Below are 17,233 nucleotides of genomic sequence, written 5' to 3' on the forward strand. Positions count from 1 at the left end.
TGCCCCTCCTAGATCACCAACGAAAACGAGCTATTTCTCAGCTGAAACGCGCGAAATATAGACGCACGTTTAGCGTCTCTAATGATGGCTGAGGATTGTGTGAGGTCTAAAAGCTTCCGCCGTCTCCCCCGCCAAAGCCTCCGCCGCCACCGTCAAAACTTCCGCCGTCACCTCCGCTAAAGCTAATTCCAGAGTCCGAGGAGCTGTTGTCGGCAGGAGTAAAGCCGTCGCCGTACCAGGATCCCCACGAGTATTGCCAAGGATCGACATCCCAGCCGCTCGTTTCGGGAGTAGCACTGTTTGCATAGGTTCCGTGTGTAAGAACGTTCTGAACCGGGAACCAGTAGGTTCGGCCACTCCCGGTTTTCTCACTTTCTTTTTGGTCAAGTTCCTGCAGCTTCTTCAAAACAGCATTTACACTGAAAACACCAACAGTTGTGGGAACGGCATAACGTTGAGCTTCAAGCACGAAATTTTGCGCGTCGAGGCGTCCTGAGAGTTCTGGGTATAAATATTTTCCGGTTTCTTGTGCCCATTCATGGGATGCCCGCACCAAACGGAGCGCTTCTTGGCGGTCTTCAAGAACTCGGGTAGTGCTCTCATGCTCAGTCTCTAAAAGATCTTGGATGCGTTGCAGCTGAGCATATTCCTTAATATCTTCTGGCTGTAGAGAGAGATAACCCAGAGGCGCATACATTCTAGTTTCAATGAGAAGACGTTCCGCAATTTTTTGAATTATAGAAATTAGAGTCTGTTCAAAAATATCTTTTATATCTTGTGGCATAGGAATAGGAAAACCTTGATATATCCTCATAACCCACTCCAAAAAATGGTCTGCAACAGCATAAAATTCTTCGGACTCAAGAGACTTCGCATAGTTACTTATTTCTTGTATGCGACTATCAAAATATTTTTTGAAGAATCTATTTTCATGATTTTGTGCAAAATCAAAAAGATAATGCGCAAGATGAGAAGAACTTTCTTCAATATGTGCGGGAGCATCAACAGATTTTTCCCATTCCTTAAGAAATTCTTGAAGTTTAAAAAATAGAATCCAAAGAGCAACTTCTGCATCCTGCGCAATATATGCACTCTTGAATATTTTGATGCGCTGCTCGTCCGATACGTTGCGAGAAACTAACAAAAACTGTTTTTCCGCTTCAGTAAGATTATCATCAATATCGCTTAATAGATTATCAAGTGCAGCAGAATACATAATAATTGGTTCAACTATTGAACTCTTCTGCTGCCGTCCCTGCAGTAATACATCACTTAGCTGCGGAGCTAATGAAGCAACTTTAGTTTTAGCATTTTCAAAACATTCTCGGCGCAGCTCTAAGTCTTTGCTTATGTGAGAGCGCAGTACGGGAATTTTAATCTTATTTATAGGATCTTCAAGACGTTGGGCTTTACTCCGAATAAAGGCATAAGCATGCCTTATCGCTTCATCATCTGCTTTAATAGATTCATGTCCAGACTCCCAGTGGTTCTCAGCGTCATGTAAATAACGGTATGCCTGGGCCAAATGCCGATGGTTGCTATATGTTTCCACGGTGTCCTCATCAGAAAGATTCAAAATATCTTTATGCAACAGCATAATATAATTTACATAATCGACATAACCTGCCCAGAATACGTATTCTCTAACACGAGTTTTGCGCCCATCAATTTCTAGATTAAAATATTCTATAGACTCCTGTGAAATAGGTTTTTTATAGTTCAAATACCTCTGGCTTTCACTTTTAGCCTCCCCCAATGTTCGTATAAAAGCAAAAGAATCTCTAGGCTTCACCACCTGGGTATACAGATTTTCCGCACTATATTCTTGGCTAACAAGGAAATAAAGAGTATGGATAATCATGGTATCTAATATTAAAAGTGAGAAAAATGTATATATTGTAAATACCCAAATACTTTTATCATCGAATGAAATAGCTAAACCCATAAACATTAAGGGAAGATACCCCCAGGCTACAATCTCAAAAAATTTTGTCTTTGTAACTTCATACCTATAAGCACCTAATATCAACTCCCATAGTACATACCACAAAAATCGCGAAAGAATAACAGACACTGTAAAAATAACAGCACCAGATACGACATTTACTGGATTATCTCCACGTAATGTAATAAGAATTACTGCACACGCGCTAATAAAAAATGCAAAAATTAAAATAGATTTAGCATATAATGATTTTAAAATACTTATCATAACTTACTCCTTGGGTGGTTGGATAGACCAAGAGGCTACAAAGACGTCACTAAGCATACTTTAAGCATGCTTAGTGACGTAAAGAGTTTTATAAGGTTTCTGCCGGATCAGATACTCGCCACGCCAGCCAGATACCCGCCGCGTACAGAGGCAGCCCCATAACGATGCGCATAGCACCTAAGACTTCGGTAGCGTTCATATAGTAAAGCGGTATTTGGATCGCAAGTCGCAACAGCAAGACAGCCGCCATAATCCACGTTGCCAGCTTATAGGCTTTCAAACGTTCGGGTTTCTGCCGCCAGGTAAGCTGCTCTCCTCTGATATACCCGAAAATGAGTCCCGCCAGAGGCCAACCCACGATAATCGAAGCTACGAACGCAACACTGTAAATGCCGTTCGTCCAAAAACCCGGCAAATAGTAATCGGCAGCGTTCCCTGTGCGAAAAGCAGTGAAAGCACAAATTGCAACACCCACAATACCCGACACCGCAGGTATGAGTTTACTGCGCTGTATAAGGCGCAGCACGGTAAAAATACCTGCAGCTGCTACCGCGATAACTAAGGCCAAGTTTAAATCTTTGGTGACCGTGAAGAAGATAAGGAAGAGTAATGAAGGCAGAGAAGTTTCTACGAGTCCACGCCACCCGCCAATTGCATGGAGCACATCCACATGACCTGACTCTGTGCGGCGGATATTGCTTCCCAAAGAAGCGCCCAGGCTCTTACCTAATGACTCTTGCCCCGATATCGAGTTTGTCTCTGCACTCTGGGCACCGTCAGAGGCATACTGGTTATTCAAATGCTGAGGGTCATGTGGAGTATTAACCACGTCGAGGATCCTTTTCTAAGAAGTATTGGGGAACAATCTCGTATCGAGGGTTGTACATCACGGGCGGGTACGTGTGCGTTGAGATAACCCCAGAGCATCGCAGCAGGCACCCCGCCAGTAAACCAGGAACTACACGCTGCCCGTGCCAAATAAGGGTTACTCTTTCTCCCACTGAAAACGGCGGACGTGAGGGGAACCGCACTTCTAAGCTCTCCGTCATGGGGGTCTTCCCCAGAACTGATTGTTGGTCTCCATCAGAAATAACGGTCTCAGCATTCTGCGAGTCTTCCTGCTCATCGTCAAAGTCTTCACCAGGAGGCTCAACAATGGGCATACCAATCAGAGCTAGAGGACTGGCCCATTGAAGCGGTTTTGATTTCGCCACGATAAGTTCTGCTTGGTAGAGCGGTTTATCGTGAACAGCAGGGATCCACACCTGATCGATACGGCCAGCTAGGCGAACACGAAAACGTTCGGGGTACTCCGCCTCAACTTGAGAAGAAGTCCCCGAACCGGGTGCAGCGTGGCTGTTATCTATGCGCGGCATTACCCAATCTCTGTAATCTCGGGTCCGCGACGAGGCATTGGGCGTAGTTCGCGTTTATCCTCGTTCTTCTTTTTCTTCGTTTCAGTCTCTCGACTACTCTCCTGCTCCTCAGGTTCCTGCTCTTCATCACCTGAGTCGTCTAAGGTATATATCTGTTCCGGCATCGTCATGGGTAATAGCTCACGTGGCGGGCGGGGGTCGTCGCCACGATTGACAATAGCGGTACGGAAGACCTCTTCAATCGCTTCAGCAGCTTCTTCATTGCCTAGAACAGCCTCGCCAGAGATAACACCGCGTAAGAACCATCGAGGGCCATCGACGCCAACGAATCGTGCGATGCGCTCCCCTCGTTTCCCGTCCTCAGTCGTAGCGGGAAGGCGGGTTAGCATCTCGGCGCCGAACTCGCCCGTATACATTTCGGCGGTTCCACCCTGCGATGCCACAGACTCGGCAAGATCATGCCGAATATCATCCCATATGCCAGTACTACGAGGCGCTGCGAACGCCTGAATCTGGAGGGTTCCACCAGCACGAATACAGGTTGCGGCAATTACAGCTCCCGTACCTTCGTCCATCTCAAGACGCAGATTTAGACCGTCAAGCATCTTAATATATAGAGCACCAAGGTCGATGTATTCTTCGGTATCATCAACCTCACCAATATCGTGGGGGCCTTCAGAACGGTCGTAGATAACTACCTCGGGCTCTTCATCATCACGATCGACCTTGTTAAGGCTGGACTTAGACTTAGCTTTGGTTAGCTCAGCATCTTCTTTCTTGGAGTCTTTAGAAGTAACCTTAGTAGTTTTCTCTTCTGCTTTCTTACGCTCATCGTCAGAGCTTTTCTTGCCAAAACCAAACACTGAATATCCCTTACTGGTAGATGTTAGTGCGTCTCATATTGTATGCAGATATTGTATATTTCTTTGTGCGATTAAAGTCTATTATCTGCCGAATTACGCGGTAAAAGATTATTTCAAGCCGCTTGAGCCAAATCCCTGAGATCCTCGTTCGGTTTCGTCAAGGTTCTCTACCACCACAAAATTAGCGTGTTCATAACGCTGAATGACAAGCTGGGCAATACGATCACCACGCTTGATTTGGAAAGACTTTGCACGATCCGTATTCAATAACGTCACCATAAGTTCACCGCGATACCCAGAATCGACAGTTCCCGGTGCGTTAACAATTGTGATGCCGTGTTTAGTAGCAAGCCCCGAACGCGGATGCACCAACCCTACATATCCTTCGGGAAGAGCAATAGCAATACCGGTAGGTACAAGTGCTCTCTCTCCAGGCGCCAGTGCAAAATCTACTCGTGAACGCAGATCTGCGCCCGCATCACCAGGATTGGTGTAAGACGGTGCTGGGAGATCTGCATCAAGCATTTTAATCTGGACATCAATGGGATTAATCATGTCTTTCACTCTACCGAACATACGGGGCTACGTCATCTCTGTCCCCTTAGCGTACAGGAGTTTCACATAAGTACTGCACGGTGCTGGAGTGCGCAAAAAATAACCTCGGTTAGAATGTTGAATATGATTTTCTGCCCAGATGGTGCACACACTCTTTTTCTAGACGCCAGCTGAACAGATACCCAACAAGCTTAGAAGGACTATTACGATGGCTTCTTCGTCACCTCATACGCTCTACTATGAGCGTCTTTCTCCTGGACCAGGCATGTGGTTTCTCACGCTGTGTGCCGGAGGTGCATCTTATCTGGTGGGCGCTCCTATTGGTATTCCGGTGGGTATTATTGCTGCTGTCGTTGTTACGCTTCTTCTCGGGTGGATTTTATATTTCTCCGCGCCCACTATCGAAATATCGCAAGATTGGGTTCGTGTGGGGCGAGCAAGTATTGAACGGACCTATGTGGGTGAAACACACGCATTTCGTGGCGAACAGGCCCGTATTGCGGCTGGTCCCGACCTTGATGGGCGCGCATATATGTGTTTTCGCGGGTGGATAACACCGAAAATCCGCCTCGATATTACCGACCCTGCCGATCCGACCCCCTACTGGATTGCTTCAACCCGTAATCCCGAAAAAATAGCCGAGATTCTAAACGGCTAGTTCTCTTCTCAGCTAAAAGGGCGGTCTCCCTAAGGAAACCGCCCTTGAGTCGTATGGTTTAGCTTCTTATCCTTCGCATTCTACGCAGTACAACAGACCGTCTTCTTCACGCGCAATCTGCGAGCGGTGACGAACCAGGAAGCAGGATGCGCAGGTGAATTCGTCTTCCTGTGCGGGCAGAACCACTACGTTGAGCTCTTCATTGGAGAGATCTGCACCGGGCAGCTCAAAACTTTCTGCCGCGGTATTCTCATCCTCATCCACCGCCCCGGACTGCATCTCCGAACGGTGCGCGTTCAGCTCTTCGTAGGATTCTTCGTTCTGTTCGTCATCCTGCTTGCGGGGTGCATCGTAATCAGTTGCCAAACTATCACGCTCCGTCGTTTTTGGTGGGCTGAAATCCTACCGCCCACGGTGGTCTAAATAGGTAGTACCCCATCACATATCGGCGTGTTATGCGACGGCGGCATGCAGGTATTGTTCACTATTGATACCCGTTTTGTCTAATCGGGACGCAGTTAGTGAACTTTTAGCCGTCATAAAGGCCTCTTGGAAGATATCAATTTAGGATTTTTTCACGATGTTTTGGGGGTTTTACTACCGTTTTTTGCGGCTCTCACGGTACCCTTGGTAGGTAACTTTATGTTTTTAAACCGGCATAACGGCATGGTTGTGGTGTTGCCCCACCCATGAATTTGGAGGTTCTTATGCTTGAATTGCGTCTGATTGGCGTACATGATGACGGTGAAAATCTGGTGCTTGAGTCTGCTGACGGCACTAGGTTTCTCCTTCCAATTGACGCGAATCTGCGCACAAGCATCACTAAGGCACGACGCATCCAGCCGCTTCGCGGGCGAGGTACTAAGGGGTCTTTCGGTCCGCGTGATATTCAAACTCGCTTCCGACAGGGTGCAAGCGTAGAAGAAATTGCTGAAGAATCCGGCTGGGAACCGGAACGCGTGCGCAGGTACGAGTGGCCTATCGTGGCGGAGCGCTCGCACATTATTCGCGCCGCTCAAAACGTGAAAGTGGGACGACGTGATTCAGCTTCTGGCATAGGGCAAATTCCCGTCACTCTCGCGGCTCGTATTGCTGAGATTGCGCACCAGCACGGTTTTGAGGATGCCACCCAGGATTGGGAAACTCGGCAGAAAGAAAACGGGCAGTGGCGAGTCGAAGCCGACTTTGCGCTCTCCGATGAGGCACGCTCCCACCTGCCTGAAAAGGTACGGTTCCCCGCTCGTTGGACCTACAACCCGGCTAATCAAGGGCTGTACGCATCAAATGAGGCAGCATACTTCCTGATGGGAAGCCCGGCTGCGGTGGCGGCCGCAGCTAAGAAAACTTCTTTAGACGGCGAAGATGAAGAGCACGAAGAGCATCCGGAGGCAACCGCCCCGGTGCAGCAGCGGCTTGTGACTACTCATACGACTCCGGTACACGTTAATGCGCCTACCTCTTCTTTGAAGGGCGAAAGCCGTGACGAACGTAAACTCAATGAGCTTCTCGAGCGCGCCCGCTCGGTACGCCCGGTTACTCCCGTGGTGGAAGAGCCGGAAGTGTATGAGCCTGAACCGGATACCCCGCAGTCAGTTGAATCCGTTGATGAGCATGACAGCAACGACTCTGCTCCTTTGACGCCCGAGCATGCTCATCACGCTCCAGAGCCCAAAGGTGAGCATCACCAAAGCAAGACTAGTTCTTCGAAGAAGCAGCGCCGAAGCATTCCCGCATGGGATGATATCCTTTTTGGCGGGCGCAAATAGTAGTAATTTCTTACTAGGATTCCTGAAGACACAGACAGTTTAGCCTGCCGTCCTTGCCGTTACGAGGTCGGCAGATACCGCAGAGGAATAAGACGCTCCGCATCAGTCAGCGAACCGTGCTGCCCCACCATAGCGAGTGCGCGTTCCTTCTGGCGGCGCATATCGTAGAGCGCATAATCATCACGAGCGCAAACGATCAGATCGCCAATTCGTTCTCGCGCTGCATCACGAATTACCGTGCCGTAGTAGCCCCGCTCATACAGGTCATGCGAGTCTAGCACCCAAGCGTGCTCACCCCAGTGCCGAACCCAATATTGTGCGCTCTGGCGGCGGGCATCCGGTGAAGTATCGTGCATATAGAGCTGTACTGCTCGCGGTTCCCCCGCCGTCATAGCGACATTTTCCAGAAGCTCCTTGTTCACCGAATAATCGATGCGGTTTTCCTGTGGAACATTTACCATGCCGTGATCGGCCGTGAGGAAAATACCAGCCCACGCCGGAGAACGTTCGGCAAGGCGGCGCAGTGCCAGATTAAGTTCTTCAAGTTGTTCAAGCCATTCGTCGCTTCCCGCACCGTAGCGATGCCCCGCTTGGTCAAGCTCTCCCCAGTACAGGTATATCAAGGTCGGTGTGCGCGAGGTCAGAAGTTCGCAGGCATAAGTGATACGAGCGTTATAGTCGGCTGCGCCCACGAACTCACCGCCGCGCAAGTTTGCTTCGGTGAGCCCGCTCCCCCGGTATTTCTCCAGTGAAATCGTCACCACGCGCCTATCGATACAGTACCGCTCGAAAACGGTGGACAGGGGTTGCCAGGCGTGCGGATCAACATTCTTATCCCACCCCGAAAGATGGTTCATCACGGTATTCGTCGTGGGGTTGCGAACCTCGTAGCCAGCAATCCCATGAGCCCCCGGCGCGGAGGCGGTGCCCAACGAACCCAACGACGCTGCAGTCGTGGTGGGGAATGCCGCATCCAATGCCCCTAAAGAAACTGTTTTCTTTAGATAAGGCGCATAAGATCCGTAGCTTTGCAGCAGTTGTTCTCCCAGACCATCGACCATGATCAGGCAGATATTACGGAATCCGTTAGGGTCAGCCCCAGCTTCAGTTAGTCGCTGTGCCAGGTTGAGCGGGTCTGCATCCAGGCTGAAATCTGGTTCATCATCTAATGTGTGCTGAGCACGCGGTAAGCTTCTCTGCGCTACCAATGATGCGGCTGATTCGAAAACATCTGCCACGCTGTTGCTTCCATAGGCAGGTGGCGGGGGCACCGGATTTCCAGCGTAATCGAGGTATTCAGACATATCAGCGGCTTTCGCTCACCTGAATATGTGCACGGTGTAGGGCGCGGGCAAACTGCTGCGCTTGAAGGATGGCTTCGGGACCGTCCGCTGTTGCCGAGACGCGCAGGGCTAAATCTTCTCGGCTGGCGTCACCACTATACCCGTGATCTGCGGTGCAGTGTGGATCGGGGCAGGTAGCGGGTGCCAGTTCCAGGTGCAGCGAGCCCGTCCATGCTATCTGCATCGAAAGTTCGGTGGGAACCGTTCCGGGCTTATATGCCTGCGGATTATCGTACCCGTAACTAATAGTAACGGCGCGCAGAGAACTCAGCTTAACCGCTTCAACGCCCACATGCGCTACGGTCTGCTGCCCTTCTTCTTCAAGATGCTGGTCGTCTAAATGGGCCAGAATCAACAAAGATCCACTAACAACTAAGACCGTGATATGGCGATGCAAATTATTATGGCTGAAATGCGTTTCAACCTGCACAAAATGGGATTCTGGTTCTAAACCGGCAAGGGCTTCATCAACAATGTCACGCACTAGATCTGGGTAGAAACCTGCACGCTCGATATCGGCCGTGAGCTTTTCCCGCGGATCATATGCGGTCGCTGTCATGAAGACTCCTTAGGGTCATAGGTAATAAGGCAGGTTCGTGTGCGCATGTGTGGTGCTGTTGTTAGACACTGTAGTTTATACCTTAGTGCTTTACATGCTGCCTGTGCTACTTTGACGGGCATTTAGGCGGATTTTTCTGCGCTACCTGTAGAATAGAATTACGAATACGCCCACCCCACATTGGGTGCATTATTGTGCGCCTCAAGGAGAGAAATGGCACGCCGCAGCAAGTCCGCCGTTGAAGATTACCCGGTTGATATTGTCGAAAATATTGTCGATATTGATGTCTCTGCCGAGATGGAATCCAGCTTTTTGGAGTACTCCTACTCGGTTATTTATTCGCGTGCTCTGCCGGATGCGCGCGACGGGCTGAAACCGGTGCAGCGGCGCATCCTCTACATGATGCAGCAGATGGGGCTGCGCCCGGATAAGGGGCATGTGAAGAGTGCCCGTGTGACCGGCGAGGTTATGGGTAAACTGCACCCGCACGGCGATGCCGCTATTTACGATGCGATGGTGCGTTTGGCGCAGCCTTTTGCGATGCGCCTGCCATTGGTGGATGGGCACGGTAACTTTGGTTCGCTTGACGACGGCCCGGCGGCTGCCCGCTACACGGAGGCACGTATGGCCCCCGCAGCGACGGCGCTGACTGCGGATCTTGATGAAGACGTTGTTGATTTTGTGCCGAACTACGATAACCAGTTCATGCAGCCGGGCGTGCTGCCAGCGGCGTTCCCTAACCTGTTGGTCAATGGTACGACCGGCATTGCGGTGGGTATGGCAACGAACATGGCTCCGCATAACCTGCGCGAGGTTATTGCGGGTACGCGGCATTTGATTGCGCACCCTGATGCCACGCTCAAAGAGGTTATGAAGTTTATTCCCGGCCCTGATCTGCCCAGCGGTGGCACGATTGTGGGATTGAGCGGTATTAAGGATGCCTACGAAAGCGGGCGCGGCACGTTCAAGACCCGTGCCAAGGTCTCTATTGAGCAGGTGACCCCCCGTAAACAGGGTATTGTGGTGACTGAACTGCCGTATATGGTGGGCCCGGAAAAGGTTATTGAAAAGATCAAGGACGGCGTTAACGCCAAGAAACTGACCGGTATTTCTGATGTAGTCGATTTGACCGACCGCAAACACGGGCTGCGCCTTGTTATTGAGATTAAGAACGGTTTTAATCCGCAGGCTGTGCTGGCTTCGCTATATAAGCACACGCCGTTGGAGGATTCTTTCGGCATTAATAATGTGGCGCTGGTGAATGGTCAGCCGCAGACCTTGGGACTGCTTGATCTTCTGCGGGTGTACATCGATCATCGTCTGTCAGTAGTGCGCCGCCGCACCGAATTCCGTCTAGGTAAGCATAAGGATCGTCTGCATTTGGTGGATGGTCTGCTGGTTGCCATTGTCGATATTGACGAAGTTATTGAGATTATTCGGTCTTCGGATGAAACCGCGCAGGCTCGCGAGAAGCTGATGGCGGTCTTCGACCTGACGGAGGTTCAGGCGAACTATATTCTTGAGCTACGTCTGCGCCAGCTTACAAAGTATTCCCGCATTGAGCTTGAGGCTGAGCGCGATAAGTTACGCCAGGAGATTGCTGAACTGGAACGTATTTTGGGTTCCGATTCTGCGCTGCGTGAGCTGGTATCTGACGAGCTTGCCGAGGTTGCCGAGAAGTACGGTAACGATCGCCGTACCGTTTTGAAGACGAAAGACGATATGCAGTCTGCGATTGAGGCTGTCTCAAACGGGGCCTCAAAGGCGAAGAAGAGCCTCGGGTTGGCGCTTGAAATTGCCGATGAGCCCTGTTGGGTGCTGCTGACGGCTTCCGGCATACTGGGGCGCACGGTGGGTAAACCAATGCGTGAAGCTCTAGTTGATCCGGGCAAACGCATTAAGCATGACGTCTTCACGTCTATTGTTCCCACGACGGCGCGGGGCGAGATTGGTGCGGTGACCTCTACGGGGCGCATGGTGCGCCTGTCGGTCATGGATTTGGTGGTGTTCGATGATTCTTCGGGAACTCCTGTATTGACTACGGGCGTCAAAGCTACCGAGGTTGTTGCCTTGGCAAAGGGCGAGAAGCTGGTGGGGCTTGTGCCGTTGAATGAGGTAATTGCGCTGGCAACGGCGAACGGCGTGATTAAGCGCGTGAACCCGGAGTATCCGCTGAATCAGACGGAGTGGGATGTTATCAAGCTCAAACCAAAGGATACGGTCATTGCCGCAACCGTGTGCTCTTCCGACGATAATGCCCTAACGTTAGTTACTCAGGAGGCGAAACTTCTGACCTTCGATGCGGCTAAGGTTCGCCCGCAGGGCCGCGCGGGCGGCGGTATCGCTGGTATTAAGCTGGGTGCGCAGGATGCGGTAATTGCGCTCGGCGTGACCGCCCCGGGTTCTGCCGCAGAGGTTGTGACCGTCACGAACGGGCAGGATGGTATGGCGAGTGCGAAGGTCACTCCCCTAGCGGAGTACCCACAGAAGGGTCGCGCGACCGGTGGTGTGCGGGCACATCGTTTCTTGACGGGAGAATCGAAGCTGGCACTGGCGTGGGTTGGCGTTGGCCCTGCAAAGGCTGGCACGCCGGGCGGTGTAGCACGCTCCTTGCCGACCGAGCACGGTTCACGCGACGGCTCGGGTGTGCCCCTTACCCAGGCGATCGGCGCGGTAGGTCCCAACTATGCGGCTATCACCGAGCAAGCAAAAATGGCGTCCGACGGAGAAAAATTGTTCTAAGGTTTTGGCACTCTTTAGATTTTATGGTGTGTTTACGTCCTGTCACATGCTCCAGCTCAAACATTGCGTGCTCGCTACCGCTCGCGCCGCAAAACTCGCGAGTCGCATACGACAGGACAGGAACTAACTTCTAGGGAACGCTAATGTCCTGCATTTTATGTGTATATTGTGCGATCGTGTCGCGCTGTGAGGAGAGAACGTGAGTAACCAAAAGAATCAGAAAGCTAATGAAAAAACAGATTTACCTGAAACTTTTACTCAAGATTCAGACTCAGCAGTCCAGGATCAAGTCAGTTCTCTTCTTGCGGAACTGCACCAGATAAACCGTGAGGATAACCCCGAGGCATATGCCGATGCACAAGTCAGTCTCGGTAATCTTTATGATTTCCAGGGGAATCAGGAAAAGGCCGAAGAAACACATCAAAAGGCCATTGAGGCGTACCAAGAAGTTCCCAAAAGCGATCGACAAGCCTACGCGTGGACGCAGTACAAGCTTGGCGCCCTCTATGATTCACTGGGACAACAGAACGAGGCTAAAAACGTGTGGCGAAAGATCCGCCGCAACGATAATTCAGAAGCATACGCATGGGCGCAGTTAGAGCTTGGAGCTCTTTACGACATCTTAGAACAACAGGATAAGGCCAAAAGCGCATGGAAGAAGATTCGTCGCGATGATAATCCAGAAGCCTATGCTGATGCACACGGTAAGCTTGGTCATCTCTACGATATCCAGAAACAACAGGATGAGGCTAAAAATGCATGGAAAGAAGCTATCAAGACTTACAAAGAAATTCTCGAAGACAAACCTCATCATGCGTGGGCACGTTACAAACTCGGTAACCAATATTACTTCATAGAACGCATTAACCAGGCCAAAGACGTATGGAAAAAGGTCAGCCGCAGCGATAATCCCCAAGCTTACGCGTGGGCGCAAGTCAACCTTGGTGCCCTCTACAAGGCTCAGGGGAAGCAGGAAAAGTCCAAGGACGTATGGGAAAAAGTCTACCGCAGAGACAGTCGCCAAGCTTATGCTCGGGCGCAGTTCAGTCTTGGATCCATCTATCAAGACATGAAAAACCTTGATGCTGCAATTACTGCATATAAAAAGGTTCAGCGCGAAGACGACCTTAAAGCCTACGCCAAAGCACAGTTCAGCCTTGGTGAGATTTACGTACAAGATAAAGAAAACGCTAAAAGAGCGAAAAAGGCATACCTTAATGCACGAGATTTTCTATACTATGCATCTGAACGTGCCCTTAAGATTTTTACTTGCCCTAAGAGGGTTAGAGAAGAACTTAACACCCTAGCCAAAAATACCGAAAAAGTCCTAAACTCTCTTCAAATAATCCCAGGTTTTGAGTCAAAAGTTGCACACTATAGCCGTGTGTCAACAGCATTTAGCTTACTCGACAGCAAAGAACCTTCTAAATTCCGCCTCAACACCATTCGTGGAGTCAATGATCCGACAGAAGGACTGGTTTTAGGTACTTATTGGAATAAACAAGGAATTTCAGAGAATATCCACGCTAATGATACCGCCACATTTATTAGTTGTTTTACCTTTAATCATGACAGCCTTAACCAGTTCCGCCTCTATGGCAAGGAAGATAAACAGGAAGCAACAGGCGTTAGCTTGGTATTCAGAAAAAAGTTTTTTAGTAGCCAATTAGAGGTTATAGCCAACCCCTCGAAAAAATTATATAATAAAAAAGAAAAAACTGAATCCAATAAACTAAATAAATTAGAGAATGCTAGTATAAGTTTACCTATAGACAAATCTACACTCCAGACACTCTATCGCTGTATTTATCTAGACCCTGAAACTGGGTATTGGACTCTGTCTCAACGGGACAAATCCACTTTCTATCGAGCTCATAAAAATGATGTAGATATGAAAGAAAAATGGAAGAAATATTATAATGAATTAATTCCAGAGAAAGAGGAAAATGTCGAAAAATATTTATTTGGCCATGATGACTCTGTCCTATCTGTACTTCAATCCATCTTTGCAAAAGCTCGCTCATACAATAAAGATAAAAATCAGAAAATCCTTGAAGCCGTCCGTTTTATCCTTCTCCCCTTGCAGTACCTGGTGAAACATATTGCATTTCAAGAGGAACAGGAATGCCGGATCATGTACATCACTCAGTTCCGCGACGAGGAGATTCACAGCAACCGCGAAGAACAGCAGATGTACGTTGAGTATGAGGAACCTGTACTGCCACATATCGATAAAATCTATCTCTCCCCCGGTGCAGCGAAGTACCAAGACCACTTTCGCATCCTGCTCGATCAAGGCAGCGGTAAAAGCAAGGTTCGCATCTCCCAGAATCCATTTAGGAACAAGGAGTAAAGGAGCACGAGAGTTCTTCCTCCGCATGAAAACATGGTGTCTACCCGCAAAAACTTATTCTAATCTTCATCTTTCTACGGGGGCGTCAAACTTCACACAGAGGTTGCACACCGTTACTCTTATATATATGCGTTTCAGGCAGAGGCTTGTTCCCTGCCCGAAATTCCACAGACACCGCCTATGGAGATCACCGTGACCGAAGCAGAGAACCCGTTAGAGCAGATGACCGTGCAGGAGCGTCTTAACCTGAGCAAGGAGCACTACAAAGCTGGTGCTTTCGATAAAGCTATCGACGTGCTGAGCACGATTTCTGCCGACGAGAACCCGCAAGCCTACGCAACAGCCCAAAACAATCTCGGTATTGTTTACCGGGACCAGGGCAAGGTAGAGCAGGCGGTCGAAGCCTGGAACCGCATTCCCAAAGATGTTCCCGAACTATACGCTAAGGCGCACAATAACCTTGCCTCTGCCTATATTAAACAGGGCGAAACTGATAAGGCTCTTGAAGCGTGGAAGAATATTCCCTCTGCTGCCCCAAAGCAGTACGCAATGGCGCAGTTCAACCTGGGCGTGACCTACGCACAGCAAAACAACGTTGATGAAGCTATTGAAGCCTACCAGCGTGTTCCCAAAGATGTCACTAATCTTTATGCGCACGCGCAATACAACCTAGGTGCCACCTACACACAGCAGGGCAAAATGGACGAGGCCGCTGAAGCTTATAAGAACGTCCCCGATGCAGCCCCCGCAAAATACGCGAAAGCGCTCAACAACCTGGGCGTGCTCTACGAAGGGCAGGGTAAAGCCGAACAGGCTTCTGAAGCCTACCAGCAGGTACCCAGCACCGTTCCTGACCAGTACGCGATGGCTCTCAACAACTTGGGCGTAACCTATTACAACCAAGGCAAGACAGAGCAGGCTCTCGAACTTTGGGAGACCGTTTCTGCCGATATTCCCGAACAATACGCGACCGCGCAGATGAATCTGGGCATGGTGTACGACAGCCAAGGAAAGCTAGAACAGGCTATTGCCGCGTGGGAGCGCGTACCCGAGAGCTTACCGGAACGCTACGCTTCGGCACAGTACAATATCGGTACTTCCTATGTGGAGCAGGGCAAACCGACGAAAGCAGTCGAGGCTTGGGAACGTATTCCTGCGAGCGCCTCTGAGCCCTACGCCGTAGCCCAATACAACACCGGACTTATCTACGAAGAACAGGGCAATATCGACGATGCCCTAGTGGCGTGGGAACGTGTTCCCAAGGATGCTTCTGAGCACTTCTACAAAGCCCAATTCAATATTGGCGGTGCCTACTACAAACTGGGGGAAACGGACGAGGCAGTTGCCGTCTGGAAGAATATTCCCGAGTCTGCTTCGGAGCAGTACGAGATGGCACAAACCAACCTGAGTATCATCGCCGAGAACCAGGAAAAAGCCAAGGATAGCGGCGAAACCGAGCAGCAGGACGGGAGCGCCGAACACCAAGAAAAACCCTCCGAACAGAAGAAGCAGGAAGGCTAAGATAACGTGAGGATTACTCCCCTCACTATCAGCGATGTTCCGATTTTGCGCGGCATTGCCCGTGATACGTTTACCGAAACATTTTCAGAGGCTAACAAAGCCGAAGATATGGATCGCTACCTTGCGGAACGGTTCTCAGAAGATCAGCTCGCCCGGGAACTCAGCAACCCTGAATCGTTCTTCTACGTTGCCGAGGTAAACGGGCACGTCGTGGGTTACCTCAAGCTCAATACTGCACACGCACAAACCGAACCGCAGGCGGCGGACGCGCTCGAAATTGAGCGTATCTACGTGCTGAGCAACTATCACGGAAACGGTGTTGGGCAGGCCCTCTACCATCACGCCATGAGTGTGGCAGAAGACCGAAAGGCAAGCTATGTGTGGCTAGGGGTGTGGGAGCATAATCATCGAGCCCTGCGCTTCTACGAGAAAAACGGGTTCACCGCCTTCGGTACGCATATTTTTCAGCTGGGTAACGATCAGCAGACGGATATCCTGATGCAGAAATCTGTTGCCGTCTGAACGCTGTGCCTAGCCTGAATCCCTTCGGCGGTTAGGATATGAAGGATGCGCTTATCTTCGCGCTGAGGCTCCTTCCCGTATAGTTAGAGAAAACAGTTTTTGCTTGAGGGTAAGCCCCGGCAAAATAGGTGCTCATCAACACCTGGTGCAGGAAAGGAAATCATGGTCGATCAGCCTCATGCAGAGATGCAACGCTACGCCCAGGAACAGGTAGATCTTGGCGCACAATACTACGAACAGGGTCTGCTCGATCAGGCATGTGAAGCGTGGGAGAAAGTACCTGAAAGTGTCCCCGATCAATACGCCATCGCGCATGTAAATATAGGCATTGTCTACGATGGTCAAGGCCAGCATGAGCAGGCCATTAAGGCATGGCAGAAGGTTCCCGAAAGTGAGACTCAGCCCTATGCCGTAGCACAGTACAATATCGGATCTGTGCACGAGGCTTTAGAGCAGGATGAGTCTGCTTTAGCGGCATACAGCAAAGTTCCTAAAATAGATGTTCTGCACTATTCCATGGCACAGTTCAATAGCGCCGTGCTCCTGCACCTGCATGGTAACTTGACCACGGCTCTAAGTACCTATCAGAAAATACCTGCCAGTGTTCCCGATCAGTATGCGCGAGCACAGCTGAATTTAGGCGTTTTGTACCAGCAGATGGGGCACAATGATCAAGCTTTTGAGGCTTGGAAACGTGTTTCCCCAGATTTTCCTGAGCTCTATGAGGTGGCCCAGTCATACCTGAACGACGAAGATTCCTAAT

General features: G+C 50.1%; 15 protein-coding genes. 7 read left to right on the forward strand and 8 right to left on the reverse strand.

The genetic code is table 11. From position 1 onward, the window contains the following. Positions 1–106: 106 nt before the first annotated feature. The 5 genes from HMPREF2958_RS09860 to dut form a co-directional block, all read right to left on the reverse strand. On the reverse strand, positions 107–2,212 hold the full coding sequence (locus tag HMPREF2958_RS09860; protein ID WP_070697866.1) for a hypothetical protein: 2,106 nt from the start codon (positions 2,210–2,212) through the stop codon (positions 107–109). 88 nt (positions 2,213–2,300) lie between these two features. Beyond that, on the reverse strand, positions 2,301–3,041 hold the full coding sequence (locus tag HMPREF2958_RS09865) for a DUF3159 domain-containing protein (protein WP_070554490.1): 741 nt from the start codon (positions 3,039–3,041) through the stop codon (positions 2,301–2,303). Continuing rightward, on the reverse strand, positions 3,034–3,588 hold the full coding sequence (locus HMPREF2958_RS09870; RefSeq protein WP_070554493.1) for an asparaginase: 555 nt from the start codon (positions 3,586–3,588) through the stop codon (positions 3,034–3,036). The genes HMPREF2958_RS09865 and HMPREF2958_RS09870 overlap by 8 nt, the downstream gene beginning before the upstream one ends. Then, positions 3,588–4,451, reverse strand: coding sequence for a DUF3710 domain-containing protein (locus tag HMPREF2958_RS09875; RefSeq protein ID WP_070554495.1), 864 nt, complete (start codon positions 4,449–4,451; stop codon positions 3,588–3,590). Before HMPREF2958_RS09875 ends, HMPREF2958_RS09870 begins: the two co-directional genes overlap by 1 nt. Positions 4,452–4,559: 108 nt before the next feature. Further along, complete coding sequence (dut, locus tag HMPREF2958_RS09880; protein WP_246828119.1) at positions 4,560–5,006, reverse strand: dUTP diphosphatase; 447 nt, start codon at positions 5,004–5,006, stop codon at positions 4,560–4,562. Positions 5,007–5,214: 208 nt separating this feature from the next. Between dut and HMPREF2958_RS09885 the strand changes: the two genes are divergently transcribed. Beyond that, positions 5,215–5,664 (forward strand): DUF3093 domain-containing protein, encoded by a 450-nt coding sequence (locus HMPREF2958_RS09885; RefSeq protein ID WP_070697868.1) that lies wholly within the window; start codon positions 5,215–5,217, stop codon positions 5,662–5,664. Positions 5,665–5,730: 66 nt separating this feature from the next. Here HMPREF2958_RS09885 and HMPREF2958_RS09890 read toward each other — a convergent pair whose 3' ends face one another. Continuing rightward, on the reverse strand, positions 5,731–6,030 hold the full coding sequence (locus HMPREF2958_RS09890) for a DUF4193 domain-containing protein (protein ID WP_004004482.1): 300 nt from the start codon (positions 6,028–6,030) through the stop codon (positions 5,731–5,733). Positions 6,031–6,371: 341 nt separating this feature from the next. Between HMPREF2958_RS09890 and sepH the strand changes: the two genes are divergently transcribed. After that, positions 6,372–7,430 (forward strand): septation protein SepH, encoded by a 1,059-nt coding sequence (gene sepH / locus HMPREF2958_RS09895; protein WP_246828121.1) that lies wholly within the window; start codon positions 6,372–6,374, stop codon positions 7,428–7,430. 59 nt (positions 7,431–7,489) lie between these two features. On the opposite strand, the gene HMPREF2958_RS09900 is transcribed toward sepH, so the two are convergent. Together HMPREF2958_RS09900 and HMPREF2958_RS09905 are read right to left on the reverse strand one after the other, a co-directional pair. Then, positions 7,490–8,734 (reverse strand): alkaline phosphatase family protein, encoded by a 1,245-nt coding sequence (locus HMPREF2958_RS09900; RefSeq protein ID WP_070697870.1) that lies wholly within the window; start codon positions 8,732–8,734, stop codon positions 7,490–7,492. A gap of 1 nt (position 8,735) precedes the next feature. Further along, complete coding sequence (locus tag HMPREF2958_RS09905) at positions 8,736–9,332, reverse strand: DUF5998 family protein (RefSeq protein ID WP_013398920.1); 597 nt, start codon at positions 9,330–9,332, stop codon at positions 8,736–8,738. Positions 9,333–9,545: 213 nt separating this feature from the next. On the opposite strand from HMPREF2958_RS09905, the gene HMPREF2958_RS09910 reads away from it, so the two are divergent. The 5 genes from HMPREF2958_RS09910 to HMPREF2958_RS09930 all read left to right on the forward strand — a co-directional run bounded on the left by HMPREF2958_RS09910 (position 9,546) and on the right by HMPREF2958_RS09930 (position 17,232). Next, positions 9,546–12,074, forward strand: coding sequence for a DNA gyrase/topoisomerase IV subunit A (locus tag HMPREF2958_RS09910; RefSeq protein ID WP_070697871.1), 2,529 nt, complete (start codon positions 9,546–9,548; stop codon positions 12,072–12,074). A 199-nt stretch (positions 12,075–12,273) separates the two neighbouring features. Next, the gene (locus tag HMPREF2958_RS09915; protein WP_070697872.1) at positions 12,274–14,427 is read left to right on the forward strand and encodes a tetratricopeptide repeat protein; all 2,154 of its coding nucleotides are present in this window, start codon (positions 12,274–12,276) and stop codon (positions 14,425–14,427) included. Between the two features lie 192 nt (positions 14,428–14,619). Continuing rightward, positions 14,620–15,948: a tetratricopeptide repeat protein gene (locus HMPREF2958_RS09920; protein ID WP_246828123.1), complete on the forward strand. Its 1,329-nt coding sequence runs from the start codon at positions 14,620–14,622 to the stop codon at positions 15,946–15,948. A 6-nt stretch (positions 15,949–15,954) separates the two neighbouring features. Further along, on the forward strand, positions 15,955–16,470 hold the full coding sequence (locus HMPREF2958_RS09925) for a GNAT family N-acetyltransferase (protein WP_004004470.1): 516 nt from the start codon (positions 15,955–15,957) through the stop codon (positions 16,468–16,470). A gap of 162 nt (positions 16,471–16,632) precedes the next feature. Further along, on the forward strand, positions 16,633–17,232 hold the full coding sequence (locus HMPREF2958_RS09930; protein WP_004004469.1) for a tetratricopeptide repeat protein: 600 nt from the start codon (positions 16,633–16,635) through the stop codon (positions 17,230–17,232). Position 17,233: the final 1 nt, after the last annotated feature.

Source organism: Rothia sp. HMSC036D11 (assembly GCF_001814205.1).
Taxonomy (GTDB): Bacteria; Actinomycetota; Actinomycetes; order Actinomycetales; family Micrococcaceae; genus Rothia; species Rothia dentocariosa.